This window comes from Mammaliicoccus sciuri (assembly GCF_025561425.1).
GTDB lineage: Bacteria > Bacillota > Bacilli > Staphylococcales > Staphylococcaceae > Mammaliicoccus > Mammaliicoccus sciuri_A.
This window is the reverse complement of sequence record NZ_CP094824.1, coordinates 1693244-1717995: the sequence shown is the minus strand read 5'-3', so window position 1 is coordinate 1717995 and position 24752 is coordinate 1693244. Positions and strand designations below refer to the sequence as shown.

At 29.3% G+C, this 24752-nt stretch carries 26 protein-coding genes and 2 pseudogenes; 18 read left to right on the top strand and 10 right to left on the bottom strand.

Annotated features, from left to right (window positions below):
* The first annotated feature begins 189 nt into the window (after positions 1-189).
* The 7 genes from recA to MUA60_RS08835 all read left to right on the top strand — a co-directional run bounded on the left by recA (position 190) and on the right by MUA60_RS08835 (position 8060).
* Positions 190-1203 (top strand): recombinase RecA, encoded by a 1014-nt coding sequence (gene recA, locus MUA60_RS08865; RefSeq protein WP_262650606.1) that lies wholly within the window; start codon positions 190-192, stop codon positions 1201-1203.
* A 217-nt stretch (positions 1204-1420) separates the two neighbouring features.
* Positions 1421-2980, top strand: a complete 1560-nt coding sequence (gene rny / locus MUA60_RS08860; protein WP_262647951.1) for a ribonuclease Y — start codon at positions 1421-1423, stop codon at positions 2978-2980.
* A gap of 198 nt (positions 2981-3178) precedes the next feature.
* Entirely contained in the window at positions 3179-3478 is a 300-nt protein-coding gene (locus MUA60_RS08855; RefSeq protein WP_262647950.1) for a hypothetical protein, read from the top strand.
* An 87-nt stretch (positions 3479-3565) separates the two neighbouring features.
* Positions 3566-3817 (top strand): hypothetical protein, encoded by a 252-nt coding sequence (locus MUA60_RS08850; protein ID WP_262647949.1) that lies wholly within the window; start codon positions 3566-3568, stop codon positions 3815-3817.
* A 96-nt stretch (positions 3818-3913) separates the two neighbouring features.
* Positions 3914-4732 carry a Fic family protein gene (locus MUA60_RS08845; protein ID WP_262647947.1) on the top strand — a complete coding sequence of 273 codons (819 nt, stop codon included), beginning with the start codon at positions 3914-3916 and terminating at the stop codon, positions 4730-4732.
* A gap of 1232 nt (positions 4733-5964) precedes the next feature.
* The gene (gene hemA, locus MUA60_RS08840; RefSeq protein WP_262647946.1) at positions 5965-7176 is read left to right on the top strand and encodes a 5-aminolevulinate synthase; all 1212 of its coding nucleotides are present in this window, start codon (positions 5965-5967) and stop codon (positions 7174-7176) included.
* Positions 7173-8060: a DMT family transporter gene (locus tag MUA60_RS08835; protein WP_239774558.1), complete on the top strand. Its 888-nt coding sequence runs from the start codon at positions 7173-7175 to the stop codon at positions 8058-8060. Before hemA ends, MUA60_RS08835 begins: the two co-directional genes overlap by 4 nt.
* A 213-nt stretch (positions 8061-8273) precedes the next feature.
* On the opposite strand, the gene MUA60_RS08830 is transcribed toward MUA60_RS08835, so the two are convergent.
* Positions 8274-9515, bottom strand: coding sequence for a glycosyltransferase family 2 protein (locus MUA60_RS08830; protein WP_262647943.1), 1242 nt, complete (start codon positions 9513-9515; stop codon positions 8274-8276).
* 71 nt (positions 9516-9586) lie between these two features.
* Entirely contained in the window at positions 9587-9769 is a 183-nt protein-coding gene (locus MUA60_RS08825) for a hypothetical protein (protein ID WP_262647941.1), read from the bottom strand.
* Positions 9770-10128: 359 nt separating this feature from the next.
* On the opposite strand from MUA60_RS08825, the gene MUA60_RS08820 reads away from it, so the two are divergent.
* Together MUA60_RS08820 and MUA60_RS08815 are read left to right on the top strand one after the other, a co-directional pair.
* Positions 10129-11889 carry a hypothetical protein gene (locus MUA60_RS08820; RefSeq protein WP_262647940.1) on the top strand — a complete coding sequence of 587 codons (1761 nt, stop codon included), beginning with the start codon at positions 10129-10131 and terminating at the stop codon, positions 11887-11889.
* A 5-nt stretch (positions 11890-11894) separates the two neighbouring features.
* Complete coding sequence (locus MUA60_RS08815) at positions 11895-12437, top strand: CDP-glycerol glycerophosphotransferase family protein (RefSeq protein WP_262647938.1); 543 nt, start codon at positions 11895-11897, stop codon at positions 12435-12437.
* Between the two features lie 80 nt (positions 12438-12517).
* Here the strand turns inward: MUA60_RS08815 and MUA60_RS08810 are convergent, their stop codons facing one another.
* The 4 genes and pseudogenes from MUA60_RS08810 to MUA60_RS08795 all read right to left on the bottom strand — a co-directional run bounded on the left by MUA60_RS08810 (position 12518) and on the right by MUA60_RS08795 (position 14865).
* On the bottom strand, positions 12518-13351 hold the full coding sequence (locus tag MUA60_RS08810) for an alpha/beta fold hydrolase (protein WP_262647937.1): 834 nt from the start codon (positions 13349-13351) through the stop codon (positions 12518-12520).
* A 76-nt stretch (positions 13352-13427) separates the two neighbouring features.
* Positions 13428-13508: pseudogene (locus MUA60_RS08805) on the bottom strand (hypothetical protein); the annotation flags it as partial.
* Positions 13509-13600: 92 nt separating this feature from the next.
* Positions 13601-14302, bottom strand: coding sequence for an SDR family NAD(P)-dependent oxidoreductase (locus tag MUA60_RS08800; RefSeq protein ID WP_262647936.1), 702 nt, complete (start codon positions 14300-14302; stop codon positions 13601-13603).
* Positions 14299-14865, bottom strand: a complete 567-nt coding sequence (locus MUA60_RS08795; protein WP_262647935.1) for a TetR/AcrR family transcriptional regulator — start codon at positions 14863-14865, stop codon at positions 14299-14301. The genes MUA60_RS08800 and MUA60_RS08795 overlap by 4 nt, the downstream gene beginning before the upstream one ends.
* 104 nt (positions 14866-14969) lie before the next feature.
* Between MUA60_RS08795 and MUA60_RS08790 the strand changes: the two genes are divergently transcribed.
* The 5 genes and pseudogenes from MUA60_RS08790 to MUA60_RS08770 all read left to right on the top strand — a co-directional run bounded on the left by MUA60_RS08790 (position 14970) and on the right by MUA60_RS08770 (position 17946).
* Positions 14970-15284 (top strand): DUF2316 family protein, encoded by a 315-nt coding sequence (locus MUA60_RS08790; protein ID WP_262647934.1) that lies wholly within the window; start codon positions 14970-14972, stop codon positions 15282-15284.
* Positions 15281-16101, top strand: a pseudogene (locus MUA60_RS08785) (NmrA/HSCARG family protein). Before MUA60_RS08790 ends, MUA60_RS08785 begins: the two are co-directional and overlap by 4 nt.
* A 121-nt stretch (positions 16102-16222) precedes the next feature.
* Positions 16223-16708 carry a GNAT family N-acetyltransferase gene (locus MUA60_RS08780; RefSeq protein WP_262647933.1) on the top strand — a complete coding sequence of 162 codons (486 nt, stop codon included), beginning with the start codon at positions 16223-16225 and terminating at the stop codon, positions 16706-16708.
* Between the two features lie 128 nt (positions 16709-16836).
* Positions 16837-17034 (top strand): helix-turn-helix transcriptional regulator, encoded by a 198-nt coding sequence (locus MUA60_RS08775; protein WP_262647932.1) that lies wholly within the window; start codon positions 16837-16839, stop codon positions 17032-17034.
* Positions 17035-17148: 114 nt separating this feature from the next.
* Positions 17149-17946, top strand: a complete 798-nt coding sequence (locus tag MUA60_RS08770) for an HAD family hydrolase (RefSeq protein ID WP_262647931.1) — start codon at positions 17149-17151, stop codon at positions 17944-17946.
* 104 nt (positions 17947-18050) lie between these two features.
* Here MUA60_RS08770 and MUA60_RS08765 read toward each other — a convergent pair whose 3' ends face one another.
* The 3 genes from MUA60_RS08765 to MUA60_RS08755 all read right to left on the bottom strand — a co-directional run bounded on the left by MUA60_RS08765 (position 18051) and on the right by MUA60_RS08755 (position 19758).
* Positions 18051-18578 (bottom strand): GNAT family N-acetyltransferase, encoded by a 528-nt coding sequence (locus MUA60_RS08765; RefSeq protein WP_262647930.1) that lies wholly within the window; start codon positions 18576-18578, stop codon positions 18051-18053.
* 456 nt (positions 18579-19034) lie between these two features.
* Positions 19035-19445, bottom strand: a complete 411-nt coding sequence (locus MUA60_RS08760; RefSeq protein ID WP_262647929.1) for a YolD-like family protein — start codon at positions 19443-19445, stop codon at positions 19035-19037.
* Entirely contained in the window at positions 19432-19758 is a 327-nt protein-coding gene (locus MUA60_RS08755; protein ID WP_262647928.1) for a hypothetical protein, read from the bottom strand. Before MUA60_RS08755 ends, MUA60_RS08760 begins: the two co-directional genes overlap by 14 nt.
* A gap of 169 nt (positions 19759-19927) precedes the next feature.
* Here MUA60_RS08755 and MUA60_RS08750 point away from each other — a divergent pair, with 169 nt between their 5' ends.
* Complete coding sequence (locus tag MUA60_RS08750; RefSeq protein ID WP_262647927.1) at positions 19928-20431, top strand: Rossmann-fold NAD(P)-binding domain-containing protein; 504 nt, start codon at positions 19928-19930, stop codon at positions 20429-20431.
* A gap of 408 nt (positions 20432-20839) precedes the next feature.
* Here the strand turns inward: MUA60_RS08750 and MUA60_RS08745 are convergent, their stop codons facing one another.
* Entirely contained in the window at positions 20840-21058 is a 219-nt protein-coding gene (locus tag MUA60_RS08745) for a hypothetical protein (RefSeq protein ID WP_025905597.1), read from the bottom strand.
* Between the two features lie 159 nt (positions 21059-21217).
* On the opposite strand from MUA60_RS08745, the gene MUA60_RS08740 reads away from it, so the two are divergent.
* From MUA60_RS08740 to MUA60_RS08730, 3 genes are all read left to right on the top strand, one after another.
* Positions 21218-22009 (top strand): TIGR00282 family metallophosphoesterase, encoded by a 792-nt coding sequence (locus tag MUA60_RS08740; protein ID WP_037587854.1) that lies wholly within the window; start codon positions 21218-21220, stop codon positions 22007-22009.
* Between the two features lie 105 nt (positions 22010-22114).
* The gene (locus tag MUA60_RS08735; protein WP_262647926.1) at positions 22115-23872 is read left to right on the top strand and encodes a 2-oxoacid:acceptor oxidoreductase subunit alpha; all 1758 of its coding nucleotides are present in this window, start codon (positions 22115-22117) and stop codon (positions 23870-23872) included.
* Positions 23873-24739 carry a 2-oxoacid:ferredoxin oxidoreductase subunit beta gene (locus MUA60_RS08730; RefSeq protein WP_025905600.1) on the top strand — a complete coding sequence of 289 codons (867 nt, stop codon included), beginning with the start codon at positions 23873-23875 and terminating at the stop codon, positions 24737-24739. It abuts the gene before it with no gap.
* Positions 24740-24752: the final 13 nt, after the last annotated feature.

The window sequence follows — 24752 nt, the reverse complement described above, 5'->3', positions numbered from 1 at the left end:
CGGTACTTATGTTCGCTTAATTTTAAAAAATGCGTACAAAAACACGAACAAATATTCGCTTTATGCTTGCAATTTAGAACAAAAGCATTTATAGTAATAATAGCTAATTAAACAAGTAAATTCATTATATATATAGGAGGTTATCGCGTGAACGAACGTCAAAAAGCACTCGATACAGTAATTAAGAATATGGAAAAATCCTTTGGTAAAGGGGCAGTAATGAAGCTAGGGGATAATACAAGTAGAGAAGTATCAGCAGTTTCTAGTGGCTCAATCACACTTGATAAAGCATTAGGTGTGGGTGGTTACCCTAAAGGACGTATCATTGAAATATATGGACCAGAAAGTTCTGGTAAAACAACAGTAGCTTTACACGCTATCGCTGAAGCACAAAGACAAGGTGGCGTAGCTGCTTTTATTGATGCTGAGCACGCACTAGATCCTGTTTATGCTAAAAACTTAGGCGTAGATATTGATAACCTATATTTATCACAACCTGATCACGGTGAACAAGGTTTAGAGATTGCAGAAGCATTTGTTCGTAGTGGTGCAGTTGATATTGTTATTGTCGACTCTGTAGCTGCATTAACACCTAAAGCTGAAATTGAAGGTGAAATGGGAGATACACACGTTGGTTTACAAGCAAGATTAATGAGTCAAGCTTTACGTAAATTATCAGGTGCTATTTCTAAATCAAATACAACAGCTATCTTTATCAACCAAATTCGTGAAAAAGTTGGCGTTATGTTCGGTAATCCTGAAGTTACACCAGGTGGACGTGCGTTGAAATTCTATAGTTCTGTTCGTTTAGAAGTACGTCGTGCTGAACAATTGAAACAAGGTCAAGAAGTAGTGGGTAACCGTACTAAAATTAAAGTTGTTAAAAACAAAGTTGCGCCTCCATTCAGAGTAGCAGAAGTTGATATTATGTACGGTGAAGGTATTTCACGTGAAGGTGAATTAATCGACTTAGCAGTTGAATTTGATATTGTAGATAAATCAGGTGCTTGGTATTCATATAACGGAGAACGTATGGGTCAAGGTAAAGAAAACGTTAAGACTTACTTAAAAGAAAACCCAGCTATTATTGAAGAAATTGATGGAATCTTAAGAAATCAATTAGGCTTTAACGGTAAGAAGAAAGAAGAAGCTAAAAAAGAAGAAAAACCTAATGAGCCTGAACAAGAAACTTTATTAGACTAAATAGTATTTTGTCATTAAATTAAACATTCTATTGATTACGTTTCATTGTGTAATCTATAGAATGTTTTTTTATAAAAATAGAATTAAAAATTAAAGTCCATGTCCTTGACACTTGTACAAATTTAAACGTACAATTGAGTTGTATGATTCCATAGTTTCATTTAATCATATTTTTGTATATATAAGACGTAGAACCTAGATAGAAGGAGGTGTTTATGTGGACTTATTAACCCTCTTACTCATTTTGCTAGGAGTTATTCTAGGTGTTGTTGTAGGATACTTTTTCGCACATAATAGCTTAACGAAAAAGCAAGATCAAGCTCGTCAGTCTGCTCACTATATTATAAGTGAAGCGAATAAAGAAGCTGAGAGTCTTAAGAAAGAAAAGTTGATTGAAGCAAAAGAAGAAAATCAACAAATTAGAGATCATCTTGATAGTGAAATTAGAGAGAGAAGAAGTGACCTACAAAAGCAAGAAGCAAGATTACTTCAAAAAGAAGAAAATTTAGAGCGCAAATCTGATCTTTTAGACAAAAAAGATGAAATTCTAGAAAACAAAGAAGCTAAAATTGAAAAGCGACAACAACAGGTAGATGCAAAAGAGAGTAATGTTCAAGAAATAATAATGAAACATGAACAAGAACTAGAACGCATCTCCGGACTCACACGTGAAGAAGCTCGTAAAGAGCAATTCTCACAAGTAGAAGAAGAACTGTCACATGATATTGCTGTACTTGTAAAAGAAAAAGAAAGAGAACTAAAAGCAAATGTCGATAAAAAAGCTAAAGAACTGTTGTCTATTACTGTACAAAGATTAGCAGCAGATCATACTTCAGAATCGACTGTATCGGTAGTTAATTTACCAAATGATGAGATGAAAGGACGTATTATCGGTCGTGAAGGTCGTAATATTCGTACTTTAGAAACATTAACAGGTGTAGATTTAATTATAGACGATACACCAGAAGCGGTTATATTATCTGGATTTGATCCAATTCGAAGAGAAATCGCTAAGACAGCCTTAACTAATTTAGTATCTGATGGACGTATCCATCCAGGTAGAATTGAAGATATGGTTGAAAAAGCGAGAAGAGAAGTGGATGACCTAATGAGAGAATCAGGTGAACAAGCGACATTTGAATTAGGTATTCATAACTTACACCCAGAATTGGTTAAAATTTTAGGACGTATGAAATATCGTACAAGTTATGGCCAAAGTGTACTGAAACACTCAGTAGAAGTTGCACAACTTTCAGGAATGTTAGCAGCTGAACTAGGTGAAGATGTTACTTTAGCAAAACGTGCAGGTTTATTACATGATATTGGTAAAGCTATTGATCACGAAGTTGAAGGTAGCCATGTTGAAATAGGGGTTGAACTTGCAAAGAAATATCATGAACATGATACAGTCATAAATGCAATACACTCACATCATGGGGATGTAGAACCAACATCAGTTATTTCTATACTGGTAGCAGCAGCAGATGCGTTAAGTGCTGCAAGACCTGGAGCTAGACGAGAAACTTTAGAAAATTATGTGAAACGTTTAGAAAGATTAGAAGAAATATCAGAAGGTTATCAAGGTGTTGAAAAAGCATTCGCAATACAAGCAGGTAGAGAAATTAGAGTAATCGTTTCTCCTGAAGATATTGACGACTTGAAAGCACATAGAATAGCTAGAGATATTAAAGATCAAATAGAAGGCGAATTACAATATCCAGGGCATATTAAGGTGACAGTTGTCCGGGAAATGAGAGCTACTGAATACGCTAAGTAGAAGAGTTCTCAAATTTTAAAAACCCTAACCGAATGCGGTTAGGGTTTTTTTATGTTGTTATCAAAATGACTTTTGCACAATACAAAATTGTAGTATAATATATATGTATAATATGGAAGTGGAAAAATATTTAATGTAATTTATACTGAAAACGATAATACCATTCATAGTAGATTTATATAAAGTGAGGTGTGATATATGAATAATGACTACGTAACTAGAGCAGAATTTCAAATGCTAGAAAAACATATGAACACAAGATTTGATCTAATAGAAAGCTCTTTAAGAGAAGTAAAAAATGAATTGAAGAATGATATTAAAAGTGAAAGTCATCAAAGAATGAGAGAATCTGAATCATTAAAAGAATATATTATCAATTTAGTAGATCAAAAAATTAGCGCTAACATTAGTAATATGAAAGACGCTCAAAATAAATGGTTTATAGCAACCATACTCGTCGTACTCGGATTAGCAGGAAGAATATTTGGTGTTTATTGATTATTTAGGAGTTAAAACATGAAGTATAAATCACTTAAGTCGATTTTTCTATTATTTGGAACAGATGTTATGTAAGCAGAATATGATATGAGAATCAAACATTATTCAAGTTATTTAATAGATATAAACATTAGTCCCATGCAAGATGAGAAACAATTACTCGATATACAATATCCATTATTTTATTCAATAAATAAAAGTTTGTTTAAGCAGTATGAAAGAATTCTTTTAAATTCACCTAAAATCAAACAATTATCTGCTAATCTCCCTAGAATAGCAACGCATGCATATATTAATAAGTTATTAATTAACGAATTACAAAGTACGAACGAAATATAAAATATTAAAAGTACTAAAAAAGAAATAGCTGAAGCATTAAATAATACAAGTAAAAAAGATAAAAGGTTTACTGGATTAGTCACTCAGTATTTAATGATGAAATTTGGAAGACTTGAACTAAATTCTGTTGAAGATTTCAGAAAAATATATGATGAAATTGTTTCTGATGAAATCAAAAAAGATGAACATCCTGACGGTAAGATGTATAGAGCTAGTAGTATAGGTGTATTTGATCATTCTAAAAATCAATGGGTTCATAGAAATGAATATAGTGAATCTAAAGTGATAGAATTATTAACAAAGCTTATAGATTATATAAAAAGTAATGAATCACCTGAACTCATTAAAATTTTAGCGAGTCATTATATTTTTGAATATATACATCCATTTTATGATGGGAATGGGCGTATTGGTAGATATATAATAGCTAGAAAATTAAACGATTTATTAGACCCATATACAGCACTTTCATTTTCATATTCTGTAAATAATAACAAGTCTAAATATTACAAAGCTTTTGTTGATACTTCGAATTATTTCAATAAAGGTGAATTAACTAATTTTATTGATGATATGTTGAGTATTTTAATAGAAGGACAAGAAAATATAATTGACAATTTTGAAGAGAATATAAACATTATTAATAAAATACAATTAGCATTACACAACAAACATTATGATAAGTATGAATATAAAATATTATATATTTTGCTGCAAGATAAAGTATTTGGCAGTAAATATTCAAGAATTACTTTGAAAGAACTACAAACAGCTTCAGGTTATTCAAGAGGAAAGATTAATAATGTTATTTCTAGCCATGAAGAAAAATTAATCAAAATTAAAAGTAAACCTGTTATATATGAAATTAGTGATCAATTTATGTATAGTTTACTATCTGAGAATATTAGGAAGTAAAAAGAATATTAGACATAAATCCTAACTCTAATTAATTAACACCTCATTTACTGATTTATTCAGCAAATGAGGTGTTATTTTTATAATCTATGAGTTTTATTCGTTCATGCTTGCCTAGAGTATGGCTAGAGCCTGTATTCTCTCATTCATACTATTTCTTCAGGTATTAGCACTTTACAAAAATTTTTATATTAGTATGTATATTAAGTAGTATAAAAAGAAAAATCAACTAACGTAATAAGTTTAGTTGACTACTAATCTTATTACGTTTCATTATGCAAAAATAGTATTAATGAAAAATTAGTTTTGGTCATATTTAAGATGATTAAAAAATCTAAATATTTTTACCTCTATATTTATAAGATATACAAAGAATAATTAGTATAAATATTATGTATGGAAATATGTCTTTTGAAGTATCTTGAGTAGCCAAAAACAAATTATTTGAAATTAAAATGGTAATACCTTGGAATAAAGTATAGAACCTTAAAATAGAAAAAATATGAATAAACAACTTTTTTGTTCATATTACTCCTCCTTATAGCTATAATATTAATTGTAAATTGAGATATTTCTTTTATAATTAGGACTATTTCTATATAAGTATCTATTTTGATATCAATGATAGGTATATAGAAATATTTTGTTATTTATGAAAAAAATGTCAAAATCCATGAAAGAATTTAATTTATTTCTTTTTTAGAACGCGTATAGTATTTACGATTGTTAATAATGTCCAGAAAACTGATGAAATTAAAAGTAATTATATTTTATAATGGTATCCTTGTCATTCTATAGTAAAGGCATTGTTAATTCAGTAATTAACAACGTGATTATAAAAGTAAATACACATGTAAGTAATGACAATATAAAAAAACTTTCTTATTTTATGACCTAAACATTTTAAATCGCTATTAACTGATCAAACCTTTCATCCTACTAAAGTTTATTTATCTGTTTTCAAAAGAAAGTTTGAGATGTAATTCCCATCTATTATGTATTCCTAACTAAAATCAAAAACTGCAATTAAATTATACGAACAAAGTAGATTTGCTATTTCCATAATCTCCTAGTTTAAATTTGATGAGAATTCTTATCTTATTTTGAAAAGAACTATTGAATTGAATTTTAGATTGGATTAAAATATTAGCATACTATTAATTGTTAATAAATGGATATTATGTTATAAATTGATATATTATTTAAGGATTAATGATAAAGGGGAATTGGTTATGTATAAAGAACTATTTTATAATAAAATTTCAGAGTTGAAAGATAGTGGGAATTATAGAGAATTTATAGAAATTAATAGAGTATCTTCAAAATATCCCTTAGCTAAAAATGAGAATGGTAATGAGGTTATAGTTTTTTGTAGTAATGATTATTTAGGAATGTCTCAAAATTCAGAAGTAATAACTGCGATGAAAGTAGCTCTTGATTCTTTTGGAGCTGGTACAGGCGGCTCCAGAAATATTGGTGGAAGTCATAAGTATTTTAAATTAATTGAAGAAGAATTGTGTGACTGGCACCAAAAAGAAAGTTCTTTAATATTTCCAACTGGATATTCTTCTAATGATGCTGCTTTACAAGGATTATTAAGAACATTCCCAGAAATGATTGTATTTTCAGATGCTAAAAATCACGCTTCAATAATCAATGCATTGAGAAGCGTTAAAAATGAAGTTAAAATTTTTAATCATAATGATATTAACCATTTAGGCGAATTACTAAGTGAATATGATATAAACATACCAAAATTAATAGTTTTTGAGTCTGTTTATTCAATGGATGGAGATGTAGCTCCTATTAGAGAAATAGTAAAACTGGCAAAAGAATATAATTCACTTACTTTTTTAGATGAAGTACATGCTATTGGTATGTATGGTAGTGAAGTGAAAGGATACTCAGATCTATTGCGTGTTCAAGCAGATATTGATGTTATTCAATCAACAATGGCAAAAGGTATTGGAATAATAGGGGGCTATATAGCAGGAGAAAAATGGCTGATTGATGTTATTAGGTCATACTCATCAGGTTTTATTTTTACTACTGCCCTTCCTCCAGCAATTGTAGCAGGATGCCTTAAGAGTATAAAAATTGTGAGGAAAAATGATGGAGAGAGAAATAAACTACATAGTAAAACAAGAAAACTCAGAGAAAAATTAAAATTAAATGGTATAGAAGTTTTAGAAGAAAGTAGTACGCATATTCTTCCTGTAATAAAAGGGGATTCTCAAAAGTGTAAAGATGCTGCTAAAATGCTTTTAGAAGATTTTGGTATATATGTCCAAGCAATTAATGCTCCAACTGTTGAAAAAGGTACAGAACGATTCAGAATTAATGTAACGCCTAATCATACAGATGAACAAATTGATTTATTAGTTGAATCGCTTGTTTACGTTTTTGATAAACTTGATATTAAGCGTGGACAAGAGATATTATGAATTATTTGATGTATTTGTTTTGTATGTTTGTGTGGGGTTTGAACTTTATTGCAGTAAAAATACAAGGGAATAGTGTCGCTTTAGAAATTTCATTATTATATAGATCAGCTATTGCTTTTTTGTTATTTTTAATTTTATTCTTTTTGTTATATAAAAAAATAAATTTTATGCAGGTTAATTTATTTTCTGTTATAGGTTTTGGATTGTGTAATTTCACTTTAAGTTACTTGCTTTTATATTATGGAACATTTTACAGTTCAGCAGCAATAGTTACTTTATTGTTTTCTATGAAAGCTATATTAACACCAATATTTATAAGCATAGTATTTAAAACAAAAATAGCTAAGAGAATTTATTTGGGTGGATTACTAGGTCTTATCAGTGTGGTTGTAATAATTTATCCAGATATAAATAATTTAACACCAAAGTTTATTATAGGTATTTCATTTGCAGTATTAGGTACAGTTGTAACATCTATTGGCGATGTATTATCTTTTTATAATAGTCAAAAAAATATTAATCCAGTGATTTCTAATGTAATTGGTATGTTTAGTGCAGTGGCTTTTATGATAATTTATACATTAATAAAAGGTAGTGTATATGAAATACCAAATGAGTTGAACTTTTGGATTGGTTTAATTTATTTATCGGTTTTTGCTTCTTTCTTTGCCTGGTTGTTTTACTTGAAACTAATAAGTAACATTGGTGCAGCTGAAAGTGGATATATGGTAGCAATGTTTCCAGCGATAGGTGGTATGGCTAGCGTTATTATGGGGGAGTCTAGACTAAGTGTTAATTTAGTTGTAGGTGTTATTCTAGCATGTTTTGGTGCGTATTTAGCGCTACGTAAATCAAAAAAATACTCAAACTATAAAATTGATTAGGGATACAACTTTTAAATCAATAAATGATAAAATATAGTATATAGTCAAAAGAAAATAAAAAAACACTTTCGTTGAATTCATACTAAAATGATTTTATACGAAGGTGTTTTTTCTATGAGAAGAGTAGTATATTCAGTTAAAACAAAATATGAAGTAGTAAAGAATGAAAAATAAAACATACAAGGTTACATCATCAAAGTGAATTTTGTATGTTTATTTATGTTGCTCAACAATATGATTACTTGTATTTAAACCTACTTCAGGGACTTGTATTGCAGGTTGGTTATCGTGTTCATAAGTACCTGGTGTTTGGTAAGCTTCTTCACTTGATTCTATACTAACTTTAGAGTGGGGTGTTCTAATCCACGTTTGTTGATTTGGCCATGTAAATAAACCGAATAATTGTACGATAAAATCAGTTATCATAAACCATTGTAAAGATAAAACAATTTTAATTGGATTAATATTTCTAAGTTTTGCATAAACACTATACATAGGTAAAATGACGAAACTATAAATAATAAGTAATGCGTTTATTCCTGTAATATAGAACATATAATCATTTAATAAATGCAATGCACCTAAAATATTCAAAGCTGCTAATGTTGATACCAACATGTGATGATGGGTTAATAATATAATATTAATGATGAGCACTAAAAATATTAAGAGTATATGAAATGCTTTACCCATACTCATTAAGAAGAATATTTTGTCTAAGTATTTAATATTTAAAGTCAAAATAAATTTCTTAGTCAAAGGTAAAATTTGTTTAAAAGCAACATACCAATGTCCTTTTATCCATCTATGTCTTTGTACCATACTCACTTTTGTTTTTTCTGGATTTTCATCATAAATGGACGCATGGTCATTCCATAATATACGTCCACCATCATTGATGATCTCAATTTCCATTTCTAAATCTTCAGTAAGTGAATCAAACTTGAAACCACCTTTATCAATTAGCCAATCTGTTTTCACAAAAAATCCTGTACCTCCAATTGAATTAGGTAAGTTTAATTTATATTTTGCTAATTGCATAAATCGATTATTTGTCCAAAATACAACTGAGTAGGCTAAACTCATAAATTTAGAGTAGTTTTTACTATCTAGATAAGTTTGAATAGCTGTTGGTCTACCTTTAGTAATAAATTGTGAATTAATTTCTTTTAAAATATTTTTGCTAACAAAATTATCAGCATCTAAAATCATAATCATGTCATATTGACGTTTAACATTTTCAAAACCTAATTTTCTAAGTGCATATTGAATACCTGCTGGTTTACCGACACCTTCACGTTCAAATTCATTTTTGATAGTATCTACAACAAGTACATTTTCATTCAAAGCAATTTGTGTTGTAAGATCAGTAGAGTTATCACTAACGATGCATATATCATATAAATTTTTATCATAATTAATTTGTTTAAGATTTCTAATCGTTTCCCGAATCACACTTTCTTCATTATGAGCTGCAACTAAAATTAAAAACTTTGTTCTATCTTGTTTAATGAGATAATCTCTTTTTATGTTTTTAAATCAAAAAATGAAACAATCATATTATATGAATATACAATTGTGAAATAGAATGATAGAAGCATTAATCCCATAAATATAATAACTAATAAACCTTGCCCTCCCCAAAGCACTGGTATAATCGTTATTAAAGCTAAAAAACACAACCAAAATAGATAATTTAATTTTTTCATAATTTGTCTCCTTAAAATAATAACTTTAGTAGTATACATTTGGAGGTATGTATTGGGCAAGATAAATAATTTGATAAATTGTGGTTTATTGAATATATGCTCAAATTAAAATTTCATAAATATTATAAAGTCACTTAATAATGAATAAATAAACATGTATTTATTGTAAATACATGAGAGGGAGCTTGAAAAATGAATTTATATTCGTTGTGTCTAAAATGTGACATTTTTGAAAAAGCTAACTTTTTAGAAGAAGGTATTAATTCATAAGTAATAAAGTTAAAATTGTATGTATGTTAATATAATGATTAAGTTGGATTTAAAATTACTACAAGTCAAAACAATGAGGAAGGTATGTAATGCATATAAAAAAGATTTTTAATGAAGTTTGTTTAATAGAAAAAAATACTAATGAATTTTTAAAAATTAAAATGTTTGATAGCGATGAATTTTTCTATATCACTACAAAATATTTAGATTTAAGAGAACATGCCATTAAAAAGACTAATTTTGAAGATAACATTTTAATGATATTAGAAATCGATCAAAATGTTTTATATATTCATATTAAGAATGGCATGATTTATATTTCACCTTATTTAAATGGTAACACGGAAAAAAGTTTAGATATTAGCATTGAATCATATTATGATAAATTCAAAATTCAAAAGACTAAATATGCTTATGAAGTATTAGATGAGAACAATAATAAATATGAATTAAATGAATCAATTTTTTTAAAGGGGTATTCAAAAATCGATTCATTAGAAAGAATTCGTTCTAATGAACCTTATATTTATTTAAAGATTAGATATCATCACATAGTGAGTTTATTAGAATATACGATTGCTAAAAAGGAATTTGCGATAAAAACGTCATATGTTCAGATGATAGATTTGGAAGGCCGCTCAGGTTTTAATTTGATATCTAACAACACCTTTGAACTTTCTAATTTATCAAATGAAGTCATAAAGATAAGCGAACTTATTAAAGAAAAACATTTAAAAATAAAATCAAAAACTCCTTTGCAAAATTTTAATCCTATTATTGTTAAATTAAATAATAGACTATTTACTATTTCGTACAATAGTCCAGATTTAATAAATATAGAACAAGATCTTGTTGGAAAATCGTCTTTTAATGTTTCACATATTAATTCGAGTAATACAAGGCATGGAATTAAATTTAGTGGGCACATAGATTATAAATATCATTTTCATAATCTTTTTAATAACGTTGTGACACGTGATGGACTCATATTATCCAAAATTCAGTGGAAAGATAGTGGGGATTTTGAGTTTAAAGTTTCCAAATATAAACTAAAGGAATTAAAAGAAGTTCATAATAATTTATACTTTGCATATAACGAAATCATCATACATCCGCTTATAGTAGATAATCCAGATGATTTAAAGAATACAGTATTATGTACAAAAAATCATAAAAAAACATCATATATTTCGAGAATAAGTGCAGTTGATAAAGCGGTTATTACATCAATACCTAAATTACCTATTTATAATCAATTCAATCAATTTAAAATTCGCTTATCAAAAATGATTGCTGATTCTGTTTTGAAATTTAAAAAGAAAAATGTAAATTTGTATTTTGAAAAAGATGCTTCAAGTGCTTCTGAATCAGGATTTGTAATGTTTGAAGCAATTAAAAAATTAGAACATTTAAACTCAGTGAATAAATTTGTTATCGATAAGAAATCTAGTAGTTATGAAATTTTACGAAAGCAATATAAACAAGATATTTTAAAACGTTTTTCATTCAAACATTACTATTATGTTTTTATGGCAGATCATTTTATTTCAAGTGAACTTAGCAATCATGTTATAGCAACCAAAACTTTTGATAAACTTCTTTCTAATAAAATAAAAAAGACACCATTGTACTTTTTACAACATGGTATTATGTTTGCCAAACCTGTAGAAAATCCACAAGGTAGGAGTTTTTATAAAGAAAATCAAAATAATAATTTAGTAAAGAGTGTTATTAGTTCTGATTTAGAAGCTTTAGAATTTTATAAAATGGGATATGATAAGCAGGATCTTATGAAAACAGGATTGCCTAAATTAGATCATGCATATCTTAAAAAAATGCAAATAAAATAGCATTTATGCCAACATGGAGATATTGGGAAGAAATGTATGTTGTAAATAATGAGATAGAAAAAACTTCATACTATCAATCAATTATTGAAGTAATCGATGCATTTGAAAAAGCAGGTTTACTCGATAGATTATTGATCGTACCTCATAATAAATTTGCCCAGTACTTTAAAGAAAACTTTAAAAAGTATGCTCACATTATTGATACTAATCCAACAGAAGCATTAAAAAATTCTATTGTTTTTATTACAGATTATTCGTCGATTATATATGATGCTATTTATAGAGGTGCATATCCAATATTTTATTGGAAAGAAAAAGATTACTTAATCAAAAATTATAAAGCAACGCCACCCCTAAATGAATCAAATGCACCAGGACCAATTGCATACGATGAAGCGGAATTAATTGATGTGATAAACAAAGCAATTGATGGAAATTATATTCTAAATGAAGAATATAATCATAAGTATGAAGAAATTAACGAATTTAAAGATAATCAAAATACTAAAAGAGTTATTGAAAAGTTGATTGAAGATAAAGTTTTATAAAATTAAACATTGGTTATTAAAAACATCGCATGCCGCTCATTTATAAGTGACATGCGATGTTTTGTTTTATATATTAAATTTTATAACCACATTTTTGTTAAAGTGTCCGCAAATCCTTCTGGTTTTTGAACATAACCTAAGTGTCCACCTGGTATGTCGACGATTTTAATACCTGTTTGTTCTTCTATATAGAAGTTAACGTCTTGTGGGAATGAACCTACTGAATCTGTACCGTTTAATAATGTGACAATTTCTTTATGTTTTGATAAATCTTCTAATGTAATATCTGAATGTGTATATTGTCTAATTTCATAATTAGCCCAGAAAATCATACGTTCGTATTGTGCTTTTTGTGCTTCGTCGTCTTCTGAAACTGATTTAGACATGTCTTTAGCATCAATTGCTGAGATGTTTAATGTTTCTCCAAATGTTTGCATGCCTTTTTGTAATCCTTCAGATGCAATTTGTTCTACGATTTGATCATTTTTTTCTTTCCAATATTGACTATTTGGAAGGAAAGTATTGATTGGTGGTTCGTGGAATGCAATTTGTTTAACGACTTCTGGATAATCTTTTAATACGTGCATCGTAACGATTGAACCTGAACTTGAACCTAAAATATATACTGGCTCATCACTTAAATGTTTCGCAAGTTCTGCAATGTCTTGTGCGTCACGTTTAACACGATAGTCATCGTCTGGATTTTGTGCACGTTCTGGAAGCGGCTCTGTTAATTCACTATGTCCGTAATCTCTTCTATCTATAGCAACAACTGTAAAACGATCTTTCAATTGTTCAGCTAAAGGTAAGAATATATCTCCAGTACCGTTAGCACCTGGCACAAGTATTAAAACAGGTCCTTCTCCAACTTTATAGTAATTTAAGTTTGCGCCTTGCAATTTTAATGTATTCATTATCTTGCCTCCATTTTTAAAGTTTTAATAATTTTTGTGCATTTTTAAAACTAATCTTTTCTTTTTCTTCAGTTGTTTAGTCTAATTCATCTAAGAATGTGCCTAATTCTTCAGGTTGAATATAAGGATAATCTGCAGAATTTAATATATGATCGACTTTAAGTTTGGATATTTGTCCATATATTTTTTAAAAGTGTCATTGTTAGAACTCCTTTTAAAAATCATTAATTGAAATTTAATTTGTTTATATTACCAAGGCATTGTTCCATTGGCATCTATAAACGTACCTGTAGGACCGTTTTGATCAATTGTCGCTAGTTCAATGATTGCTTTAGCGCCTTCAGATACTGGTTTCGATTGGTTACTTGCATCTCCAACTAAGTCTGTATTGGTTGAACCTGGGTCTGCTGCATTTATTTGAATATGTGGTAGTCCTTTTGCATATTGTACTGTTAACATTGTGACAGCAGATTTTGAAGAGCAGTAAGCGAGTGAGTTAACTTTAGATTCCATTGTTTCTTCATTTGTAACCATTCCAAATGATCCTAATCCACTGCTAACATTTACAATGACAGGTTGCTCAGATTTCTCTAATAATGGAATGAATTGATTTGTCACACGTACGATTCCGAATACATTTGTTTGATAAACGTTTTCCATATCTTCAGGTTTAATATCTCTAACTTTTGTAAATCCACCTGAGATACCTGCATTATTAATGAGAATATCTAAATGTCCTTCTTGATTAAGAATAGTTTCTGCAGCGGATGTAACTGATTGATCGTCTGTTACATCTAATTGAACGTAATCAACAACAATATCCTCAGCTGCTTTTTTACCTCGTGATTCATCGCGAGAACCGATATATACTTTATAACCTTGATCTTTCAATACACGCGCTGTTTCAAATCCTAAACCTTTGTTTCCACCTGTAATAAGTACATTTCTCATTGTTCATCGTCTCCTTGATAATTGTTATAAAATAATTGGACAAGTGCATTGCGAAGTTCTTCATTAGACATTTCCCTAATTTCTGTTAAAAATTCATAATTTTTAGTCGTAAGTGCATTTAATAGGATATCTACTTTAAATGTAATGAAATGTTCATTTTCTTCATAATTAAATAGATTTGAATAATAGTCATGTAAAAGTTCATAGAATTCAGTTTGTTTGAAATCTTTTTTACTTGTACTGTTTTCAACACACTTCAATAATGCTTGATGTTCCATTTTGAACTGTAAAAACCGATCGATTGACTGTATAAAAATTATTTTGTTTGAATGCTCTTTTTTTGAAATTGTGTTTAAATCTGACATAAACATTTCAAAATCATTCGAGATTAATTTGTAGCAAAGAGCACTTTTATCTTCAAAATGTCTATAAAGTGTTCCCATACCTATATTGAGCTCATTAGAAATTCTTTTCATGCTAATATTTTCAACACCAAATTCAGTAAAAAGTGCTTTAGCTTTCGTTTCTATACGATGTTTATTTTCTTCGGCATCTCTCCTCATGTTGACGCCTCCTTGCTTATAAATTGACAATCGGATACATGTCCGTTTATTATATGAAATATAAAGTTAAAGTTCAAAGAATTTGAATTGAAAGAAGGAATATCATGTCTTTAAATAAAGAACAAAGAAAAGTTACGAGTGAAGAATTAATTGAGCATTTTAAAGCATCCCATTTAACAGAGGAAACAATTGCTGAGGAATTGAATGTAACACCGAAAGATATTCATAAAGCATTGCATATGGAAGCACCAAATGGATTAATGAGAAATAGATTAATGGATTTTATTCATTTAGTATGGGACGTTAGAGATTTTATAAATAAAGAAATTAAAGCACAAGGAAATGAACCGATTGAGTATACGTATTTAAAAGGCAATAGAGAGGATTATAGTTTCTTACAAGGGAGAGGAAATAGATGACTCAATGTATATTAGTAATAGGATCTACAGGTAAGCAAGGTAATGCGGTCGTCCGAGAACTACTAAGTGAAGGATGGAAAGTTAGAGCATTTACGCGTAATAAACATCATGATAAATTAGAAAATATTAAAGATGACAATTTAGAAATATTTGAAGGTGACTTAAGTAATCAAAGTGATTTAGAACAAGCGATGAACGAACAATTTGGTGTATATTGTGTTCGGCCAATTATACCGAATGATGTAGAACAAGAATTACAACAAGGAAAAGCTATTATCGATACAATAGTAAAACAAAATATTTCTTATGTTGTATATAGTACTGCAGGAGGCGTTAATAGAAACCGTACAGGTCCACACTTTGAAGCGTTGGCTAAAATTGAAGACATGCTCAGTGAATCCCCGTTAAATTATACAATTATTAAACCATCATTTTTCATGGATAATTTTCTGCGCATTGTCAAAGTAGAAGCGGATAACATATATATTCCAGAATTTATTTCACCTGATATAAAATTTGCGATGATTCCTTCTGAAGATATCGCTAAAATAACTGCTCAAATATTCAAAAACGTAGATGAATATAATCATCAATCTATTGAAATTGCTTCTGATGAATTAACATTAAACGAAGTTGTTGATACATTTACATCGGTGACAAATAAAAAAAAACTGAAATAAAAGGTCAATTTTCTAGTCAAACTGCTGAAAAAAGTTGGCTAGAAGAAAAAGGATATGTTGTTGACTTTGAACAAATGGATCACATCAATCCAAATAGATTACGTTTAAATAAATGGATAGAAAAATATTTCAAATAATAATATTATGCTAACAAATTAGTATTGTTAAATTATTGCACAATCGTGTCAGTTACATTCACATAAATTTGTGTCATTGTATTCATTATGTATACTAATTATAAATAAGGAGGATGGAAAGATGATTAGATTAGCAAAAGAAGAAGATTTAAAAGATATCCTTTATATTTATAATGATGCAATTAAGAATACGACAGCTGTATACACATATGATGAAACAACATTAGAAGAACGTCAGAAATGGTTTAATACTAAAGTAGAAAATAACCAACCTGTAATTGTGTATGAAGTGGATGGTCAAGTTGCTGGTTTTGCAACATACGGATCTTTCAGAGATTGGCCAGCATATCAATATACAGTTGAACATTCAATATATGTTAATTCTGATTTTAGAAGACAAGGTATTGCTTCAAAGTTATTATCAGAAATTATTAATTTAGCAAAGAAAAATGGCTATAAAACGATTGTTGCAGGAATTGATGGTGATAACCATGGCAGTATTGATTTACATAAAAAATTAGGGTTTAAATATAGTGGTAAAATTGAAAAAGTAGGATATAAATTTGATAAGTGGTTAGATTTAGACTTTTATCAAATATTTTTATAAATGATATACAACCATACTGAGACAATAATTTTTGTTTGAGTATGGTTGTTTTTAATTTTTAAACTTCGGAAGTATTTCCTTTTTTTAATGATATTGTGATTATTAATACTAAGATTAACAATATCCATATGAGTAAATCTGAGACTGTTCGACTGTTTAGTAAATATGTTCATCAAACGCCATTTCAATATATCTTAAATTATAGATTAGAAAAAAGTGTCAATATGTTAAATAAACATACAGATAAGTCGATTACAGATATTTCATACGCGTGTGGCTTTTCAACAACGAGTTATTTTATACAAAAGTTTAAAGAAAGATATTGACAAACGCCGAAAAAATTTCTTAAACAAATAAAAAAGTAAACGCTTTCTATTGAAAATTTATAATTATACCGATACAATGTGATTAAATAGTTACAAAGTAAAGGGGATAATAAAATGGATTTAAAATTAGTTGTTACAGATATGGATGGTACTTTTTTAGATGGGAATAGCGAGTTTGATAGAGAAGCCTTTGGCATATTAAAAGAAAATCTAGATTCACACAATATTAGATTTGTGTTCTGTACTGGGAAACAATGTGAAAGAGTTGAAAATATTGTCGGAGATTTGACGAAAGATACATTCATTATTGGAGATAGTGCAACACGTATAAAATATAACGGTGAATTTCTTTACACAGCAACGATACAAAATGAATTAGGATTAAATATTATAGATGCTTTAACAAAAATTGATGAAGAACAAACAATTATCGCATGTACGGAAGATGTAGCATATGTTCTAGATACTGTTTCTGAAGAAGAGAGAAAAGCTGTACATGGGTCATATCAAAACGTTACATACATTAAAGACTTCACAGAAATTAAAAGTGATTTCTTGAAAATTACAGTTCATGACGCTTCAGGTAAATGTAAACAAACAGCACAACAAATTGATTACTTTAACAACGAAGTTTATATTATTGCATCTGAAGATTACTGGATTGATATTACGAAGTTAGGTGTGAATAAAGGAACAACTATTCATAAAATACAAAGCATATTAAACATTGATCCATCTGAAACAATTGCTTTTGGAGACGGACTTAATGATATAGATTTATTCAAATCAGCTAAATATAAAGTAGCAATGGATAACGCATATCCAGAATTGAAAAAAGAGGCAAACCTCATCGCTATCAATCATAACGAAAGTGGGGTTATTAAAACATTAAATTTATTGCTTTCATTCTGATATCATGTTTTAAAGCGAAGAAGATAAACTAAATGTAATATAGTGCAAATGAGAGTGGGATAGAAATCTAATTTATTTAAAAAGATTTCCGTCCCACTTTTTAGTTATGCATTAAAATCCAAATAATAATAAATATCAAATTTACCTTTTTGTTGTGTGAATTGATATGATTTGGTATTTAATCCACCAATTTCAAAGCCATATTTTAAATAAAAGCGATTAGCATTTAAATTATTGTCTTGAGCTATCGTATAAAGTCCTTTCATTCCTTCATCTTTTGCGAATTCTATCGCTGTATTTAACAATGTTGATGCAACATTTTGACCGCGGTAAGAAGAAGAGACTTTTAAATCACTTAAATACAAATATTTATTCCAATCCTTTTCAAAAATACCTAAACCAATACATTCGTTATCATCAAATGCACCTATTGCAAAACCTTTCTGATCAATTGAATCAAGTTGATAATCTTCATCAGGGAAAATCATCGTATCAGAATCCGTTAACACTTCATGGTATTGCCATGTATCAGCAGTTCTCGTAACGACAAGTTTACCGAACAATTCAAATGGTTCATTAGGTAATTTAAGTGCATGCTCATTATTTTTAGTAATACGTTCAATCGTTATCATAAATGATGCCACCCCCATTTACATATCATAGCATAAGCGGAAAAATTAGTTTTACAAAATTTGTAAATAACATTTATAATTAATGCTAATATGTTGAATATTGGATAGGGAGTGAATATCAATTGATTAAAATAATTTATATAGTTAATATCCTTAATTATCTAGTCTTACCTATAGGTACATTTATTATTTACATACTGAAAAAGGATTTTGGTGATTTACTATATTGTTTTGGATGGACATCAATATTTGCTGGTTCAATATCCCTCGCTTTTGCATTTTCAAAAAATGCAAAAATAAGAAATACTGGATTGATTTGGTTTGTTATAAACTTAGTAAACATATTTGCCTTAATTCCGTTTATTATTTTTCTGCTATTTTTCGTCATATAAAATTAATATATGACTTATTTTAAGAAGTACTTATTAGACATCTCTACATTTCGGTAGAGGTATCTTATATTATTTCCACAATACAATCCATGCTCAATCGTACTTTCTTATCCTCTGCAATAACTTCTAATTTTTTATGTTCACTATCAAATTTATGAATTTCACATGCTATTTCTTTAAAATAACCATCTTCCCAATATTTAATAAGTGCTTGTGGATTATAAAATATTTTCTCTGCTAATACGTTATTCAAAACATTTAATGCAGTTTCTTCTAATATAGTTTTTTCTACTTTTGTTTGATCTGCTATAAATTGTTTAATCATTTCATATTGCTGAGGCATTGTTGCAAATGGTGCCCATTTAATCATGCCTCTCCCTTTAGGAATATTACGTTGTAGATAATGATTAGGAATTTTGCGATAATCTGTCTCATATTTATAAGGTTCTGGTAAGTCAGGATTAATAATTTTCATATACAAGCTCCTTATTCATTTTATTTAAGCAATGAATCGCGTTATTCAAAGAAACGATCATCGTATTTCGTTGTGTTGAAGATGTATAAACATCACGATAAATGACACGTAAAATCTTTAAATATCCCGTAAATAAAATGAACTTCTCAGATCGATAATCAAATGATTGAAGGTAACGTTCAACTTTGTCTATTTCTTTATAAATAACTTCACCATTTAAAAATATCGCTGTATCATTAGTTGGTTCAACGCTATCTAACATGTAAATGTAAGTTTCAAATTTATGGATCATTAAGTTAATATACTTATTCATCACAAACACCTCCCGTAAAATCTTTTCTTTTATTATACGAACAAGTGTTCGTATTTGTAAAGTGAAATGTGAGAGATAAATTTGATTAAATAAATGAAAATCTATTGAAAGCTTGTGTTATATTAAGCATACTTAAGAAAAAATTTTAAAATTAAAGTAGGTGAATTAAGTGACAATTGTGATTGCTGGTGGATCTGGTATGTTGATGGATGCAACGAAATGGATTAAAGAACATTTTGATGATGATATTTGGCTACTTTCTAGAAATCAAAATAAATATTCAGAGGACTTACTTCATTCAAAAAATATACATTTTAAACAATATGATTATGAAAATGATTGTGTGCTGAGTGATGAGCATATACGAGATGTTAATATGATGGTGAGTTGGGTACATAGTAATGGTTATTTCAATCATCTGAAGTTCATTGAGAAATATATATGTGTGGATAAGCATGCTGAACCAATTTATGTTCACGTCGTCGGTACAAATAAATTTGATGATGCTGAGTTTATTAATGGGCTTAAGAATAAAGGTTTCAATGTATTCACGGTAAAATTGGGGCATCGAATAAATGAAGATGGAACTAAACGTTGGCTGAATCATGAAGAAATTTCAAAAGGTGTTATACAAGCTATACAATTCAAAAAAGATATATTAGTAAGTGATTGATGAGAAAAAGTGATTGAATTTAATATTGTAATATAGAAGATAATCTTATATTAGATTGTCTTCTATTTTTATATTCAATAAAAATAATTATTTCTAACAAATAATTCTGTGTAAAATAATTAGGAATTGTGTAATAAGTATATAGGGAGTGTTAGTATGAATGAAAATTTAATTATAAGATAAAAACAATTACAAAGGGGCGAGATTTAATGAAGAACTGGGATTACTTATTAACTTCTTCAGCAGTAAACACAATGTTACTAGAGTCATCATTTACAAGATGACATGAAAAAAATAGGTACCACTGAAAATATCGTGAATTTTATATTTAAGTAAGTATTATACAAACCAAAAACCATCGCTACAGTCTATAGCGATGGTTTTTGATATTAGTATTTTATAATAAATTTAACGTGTTAAGTTCAGTTCTAAATCTAATGCTTCTTTTAAAACGTTGGACGTTTCTTGTGAATTTACGCCACAACTACCATATTTTTCAGCGAGTTTGAATGCTGTAACGTATAGTTCTAAACTGTCTTTCGCGATATCTTCTGCATTTTCTTCTACGGATGGATTTGCTCTAACCACTAATTCTGCAAATTTTTCTGGTTGGATTTCAATTCCCATGTTTAAATAAACACTCCTATTAGATTTTGTAACGTTACTAAACAAATGTGTTTGAATAACGCTCGTATTATGTATACCCTAATAAAAAATTAATAATCATCTCTTTTAAAATTTTTTATTTTGAATTAGAATATAGAGTGAATAGAGAGGATGTCAATATTGAGAATTTTATTTATAGGTGATATTGTAGGCAAACTAGGAAGAGAACAGTTAGAAACATATTTACCAAAAATTAAAGCGAGTTATAAACCAACGTTTACGATTGTGAATGCAGAGAACGCTGCACATGGTAAAGGTTTAACAGAGAAAATTTATAAAGATATTTTGAGAATGGGTGCCGACTTTTTAACAATGGGTAATCATACTTATGGTCAAAGAGAAATATATGACTTTATTGGACAAGCAAATAGAATGGTTCGTCCAGCGAATTTCCCTGAAGAAGCGCCAGGTCTTGGCATGAGAATTATTAGAGTTAATGATAAAGATATCGCAATCATTAATTTACAAGGACGTTCATTTATGCCAGCAATAGACTGCCCATTTAAAAAAGCAGATGAACTTATAGAACAAGCTTCAAAAATAACACCGTATATATTTGTCGATTTTCATGCTGAAACAACTTCAGAGAAAAACGCAATGGGATGGTATTTGAATGGTAGAGTAAGTGCCATGGTTGGTACACATACGCATATACAAACATCTGATGAGCGCGTGTTAAATGAAGGGACTGCTTATATTACTGACGTAGGTATGACAGGTTATTATGACGGCATATTAGGTATTAATAAAGATGAAGTTATTGAAAGATTTATAACAAGTTTACCGCAACGTCATAATTTACCAGATGAAGGTAGAAAAGTATTGTCAGGTGTTATTATTGACCTTGATAGTGCAGGTAAAGCTAAAAAAATACAACGTATATTAATTAATGACGATCATCCATTTGAATAGTATCGTCCATTAGACTGATTTTTATTAAAACCCTTTAATTTCATAGGATTAAAAGGGTTTTTTTGTTATGATATAATATGAGATATTACATGGGGAGGCCATAAAATGAAATCACAAATTTCATGGAAAGTGGGCGGACAGCAAGGCGAAGGAATTGAATCAACAGGTGAAATTTTTGCAACTGCTATGAACCGTCAAGGATATTATTTATACGGATATCGCCATTTTTCAAGTAGAATTAAAGGCGGTCATACAAATAATAAAATTAGAGTATCGTCAAAACCAGTAAGAGCTATTAGTGACGATTTAGATATATTAATTGCATTTGATCAAGAGACGATAGAAGTTAACTATCATGAAATGCTTGAAGGCAGTATTATTATTGCAGATGAGAAAGCGAAACCACAAAATCCAGAAGATAGTAAAGCACAATTGGTTAGTTTACCATTCACAGGTGTAGCAAAAGAATTGGGCACTGCACTTATGAAAAATATGGTCGCAGTTGGTGCAACTTGTGCCGTAATGGATTTAGATACGAAAGTATTTGAATCATTAATAAAAGATTTATTCGGTAAAAAAGGCGAGAGTGTTGTAGATTTAAACATTCAAGCTTTAAATGAAGGATATCGCTTAATGTCTGAACAAATGGACGATTTACAAAGTGAACATACATTAGACCCAACTGATTCAGAAGGTCATTTATTTATGATAGGAAATGATGCAATTGGTTTAGGTGCTGTTGCAGCAGGCGTTAGATTTATGGCGGCATATCCAATCACACCAGCATCAGAAATTATGGAATATATTATTGATCGATTACCAGCTCTAGGTGGAACGGTTATTCAAACAGAAGATGAAATTGCAGCATGTACAATGGCTATAGGTTCAAACTATGCTGGTGTACGTTCATTCACATCTTCAGCAGGTCCAGGTTTATCATTAATGATGGAATCAATAGGTTTATCAGGTATGACTGAAACACCACTTGTGATTGTCAATACACAACGTGGGGGTCCTTCTACTGGTTTGCCAACGAAACAAGAACAATCAGATTTAATGCAGATGATTTATGGTACACACGGTGACATTCCTAAAATCGTATTGGCACCAACTAGTGCAAGTGATGCGTTCTACTTAACTGTAGAAGCGTTTAACTTAGCTGAAGAATATCAATGTCCAGTTATTTTATTATCAGATTTACAATTATCATTAGGTAAACAAACTGTCGAATCATTAGATTACAGCAAAGTTGAAATTCGCAGAGGTGCATTGGTTGAAGGTGATTTAGAAAAACAAGAAGATAAAGCGTACTTTAAACGTTATGCTTTAACAGATTCAGGTATTTCACCACGTATCTTACCAGGTACAAAAGGCGGTATCCATCACGTTACAGGTGTTGAACATGATGAAGAAGGAAAACCTTCTGAAAGTGCTGAAAACAGACAAAAACAAATGGATAAACGTATGCGCAAGACAGCTCAATTATTGATAGATGAGCCAGTAGAATCTAATGAAAAATATGAAGAAGCGGATATATTATATGTTGGCTTTATCTCAACAGCTGGTGCAATCGAAGAAGCTATTTCAAGATTGGATCAACAAAATGTGAAAGTCAATCATATTCAAATTAGACAACTTCATCCGTTCCCTTCAGATGTTGTGCAAGAAGCATTTAACAAAGCTAAAAAAGTTGTTGTAGCTGAGCATAACTATCAAGGACAATTATCTAATATTATTAAGATGAATATTAATCATCAAAATAAAATTATTAACCAAACTAAATATGACGGTACACCGTTCTTACCACATGAAATAGAAGATAAAGCTTTAGAAATCGTAAGTAATATGAAGGAGTTGATTTAATTGGCAACATTTAAAGATTTTAGAAATAATGTTAAACCAAACTGGTGCCCAGGTTGTGGAGATTTCTCAGTACAAGCTGCGATTCAAAAAGCAGCAGCTAATGTTGGGCTAGAGCCAGAAGAAGTTGCCATTATAACAGGGATTGGATGTTCAGGTCGTTTAAGTGGTTATGTAAATTCATATGGCGTTCATTCTATACATGGCCGTTCTTTACCATTAGCTCAAGGCGTTAAAATGGCAAATAAAGATTTAACTGTTATCGCTTCAGGTGGTGACGGTGATGGATTTGCGATTGGTATGGGTCATACTGTTCATGCATTAAGAAGAAACATGGATATGACTTATATCGTTATGGATAACCAAATTTATGGTTTAACAAAAGGACAAACATCACCAAGTTCAGCTAAAGGATTTGTAACGAAATCAACTCCAAAAGGTAACATCGAACAAAATATTGCACCTTTAGAATTAGCGATATCATCTGGTGCAACATTTGTTGCTCAAAGTTTCTCTAGTGATATTAAAGAATTAACAAGTATTATTGAAGAAGCGATTAATCATAAAGGATTTTCATTTGTAAATGTATTTTCACCATGTGTAACGTATAATAAAATTAATACGTATGACTGGTTTAAAGAAAATTTAACAAAGCTTGCAGATATTGAAGGTTATGATAATACGAATAAATCTCAAGCAATGCAAACTGTATTAGATACTGAATCTATGATTACAGGTATTATTTATCAAGATAAAGATACACCATCATATGAATCACAAATTGAACAGTTTGATGAACAACCACTTGTTAAAAAGTCACTTAAACTAGAACAAAATCAATTTGATGAACTTGTTTCTCAGTTTAAATAATTATATAATAATA

Excerpts from the sequence above, each read along its gene's own strand:
- MUA60_RS08825 (WP_262647941.1), bottom strand. The coding sequence starts at position 9,769 with ATGAAAAAATTAAATTATCTATTTTGGTTGTGTTTTTTAGCTTTAATA.
- MUA60_RS08810 (WP_262647937.1), bottom strand. The coding sequence starts at position 13,351 with ATGAATACATTAAAATTGCAAGGCGCAAACTTAAATTACTATAAAGTT.
- MUA60_RS08820 (WP_262647940.1), top strand. The coding sequence starts at position 10,129 with ATGCATATAAAAAAGATTTTTAATGAAGTTTGTTTAATAGAAAAAAAT.
- MUA60_RS08755 (WP_262647928.1), bottom strand. The coding sequence starts at position 19,758 with ATGAATAAGTATATTAACTTAATGATCCATAAATTTGAAACTTACATT.
- recA (WP_262650606.1), top strand. The coding sequence starts at position 190 with ATGGAAAAATCCTTTGGTAAAGGGGCAGTAATGAAGCTAGGGGATAAT.
- MUA60_RS08855 (WP_262647950.1), top strand. The coding sequence starts at position 3,179 with ATGAATAATGACTACGTAACTAGAGCAGAATTTCAAATGCTAGAAAAA.
- MUA60_RS08835 (WP_239774558.1), top strand. The coding sequence starts at position 7,173 with ATGAATTATTTGATGTATTTGTTTTGTATGTTTGTGTGGGGTTTGAAC.
- MUA60_RS08780 (WP_262647933.1), top strand. The coding sequence starts at position 16,223 with ATGATTAGATTAGCAAAAGAAGAAGATTTAAAAGATATCCTTTATATT.
- MUA60_RS08770 (WP_262647931.1), top strand. The coding sequence starts at position 17,149 with ATGGATTTAAAATTAGTTGTTACAGATATGGATGGTACTTTTTTAGAT.
- MUA60_RS08790 (WP_262647934.1), top strand. The coding sequence starts at position 14,970 with ATGTCTTTAAATAAAGAACAAAGAAAAGTTACGAGTGAAGAATTAATT.
- MUA60_RS08735 (WP_262647926.1), top strand. The coding sequence starts at position 22,115 with ATGAAATCACAAATTTCATGGAAAGTGGGCGGACAGCAAGGCGAAGGA.
- MUA60_RS08795 (WP_262647935.1), bottom strand. The coding sequence starts at position 14,865 with ATGAGGAGAGATGCCGAAGAAAATAAACATCGTATAGAAACGAAAGCT.
- MUA60_RS08775 (WP_262647932.1), top strand. The coding sequence starts at position 16,837 with ATGAGTAAATCTGAGACTGTTCGACTGTTTAGTAAATATGTTCATCAA.
- MUA60_RS08850 (WP_262647949.1), top strand. The coding sequence starts at position 3,566 with ATGAGAATCAAACATTATTCAAGTTATTTAATAGATATAAACATTAGT.
- MUA60_RS08815 (WP_262647938.1), top strand. The coding sequence starts at position 11,895 with ATGCCAACATGGAGATATTGGGAAGAAATGTATGTTGTAAATAATGAG.
- MUA60_RS08745 (WP_025905597.1), bottom strand. The coding sequence starts at position 21,058 with ATGGGAATTGAAATCCAACCAGAAAAATTTGCAGAATTAGTGGTTAGA.
- MUA60_RS08765 (WP_262647930.1), bottom strand. The coding sequence starts at position 18,578 with ATGATAACGATTGAACGTATTACTAAAAATAATGAGCATGCACTTAAA.
- MUA60_RS08800 (WP_262647936.1), bottom strand. The coding sequence starts at position 14,302 with ATGAGAAATGTACTTATTACAGGTGGAAACAAAGGTTTAGGATTTGAA.
- hemA (WP_262647946.1), top strand. The coding sequence starts at position 5,965 with ATGTATAAAGAACTATTTTATAATAAAATTTCAGAGTTGAAAGATAGT.
- MUA60_RS08845 (WP_262647947.1), top strand. The coding sequence starts at position 3,914 with ATGAAATTTGGAAGACTTGAACTAAATTCTGTTGAAGATTTCAGAAAA.
- MUA60_RS08760 (WP_262647929.1), bottom strand. The coding sequence starts at position 19,445 with ATGAAAATTATTAATCCTGACTTACCAGAACCTTATAAATATGAGACA.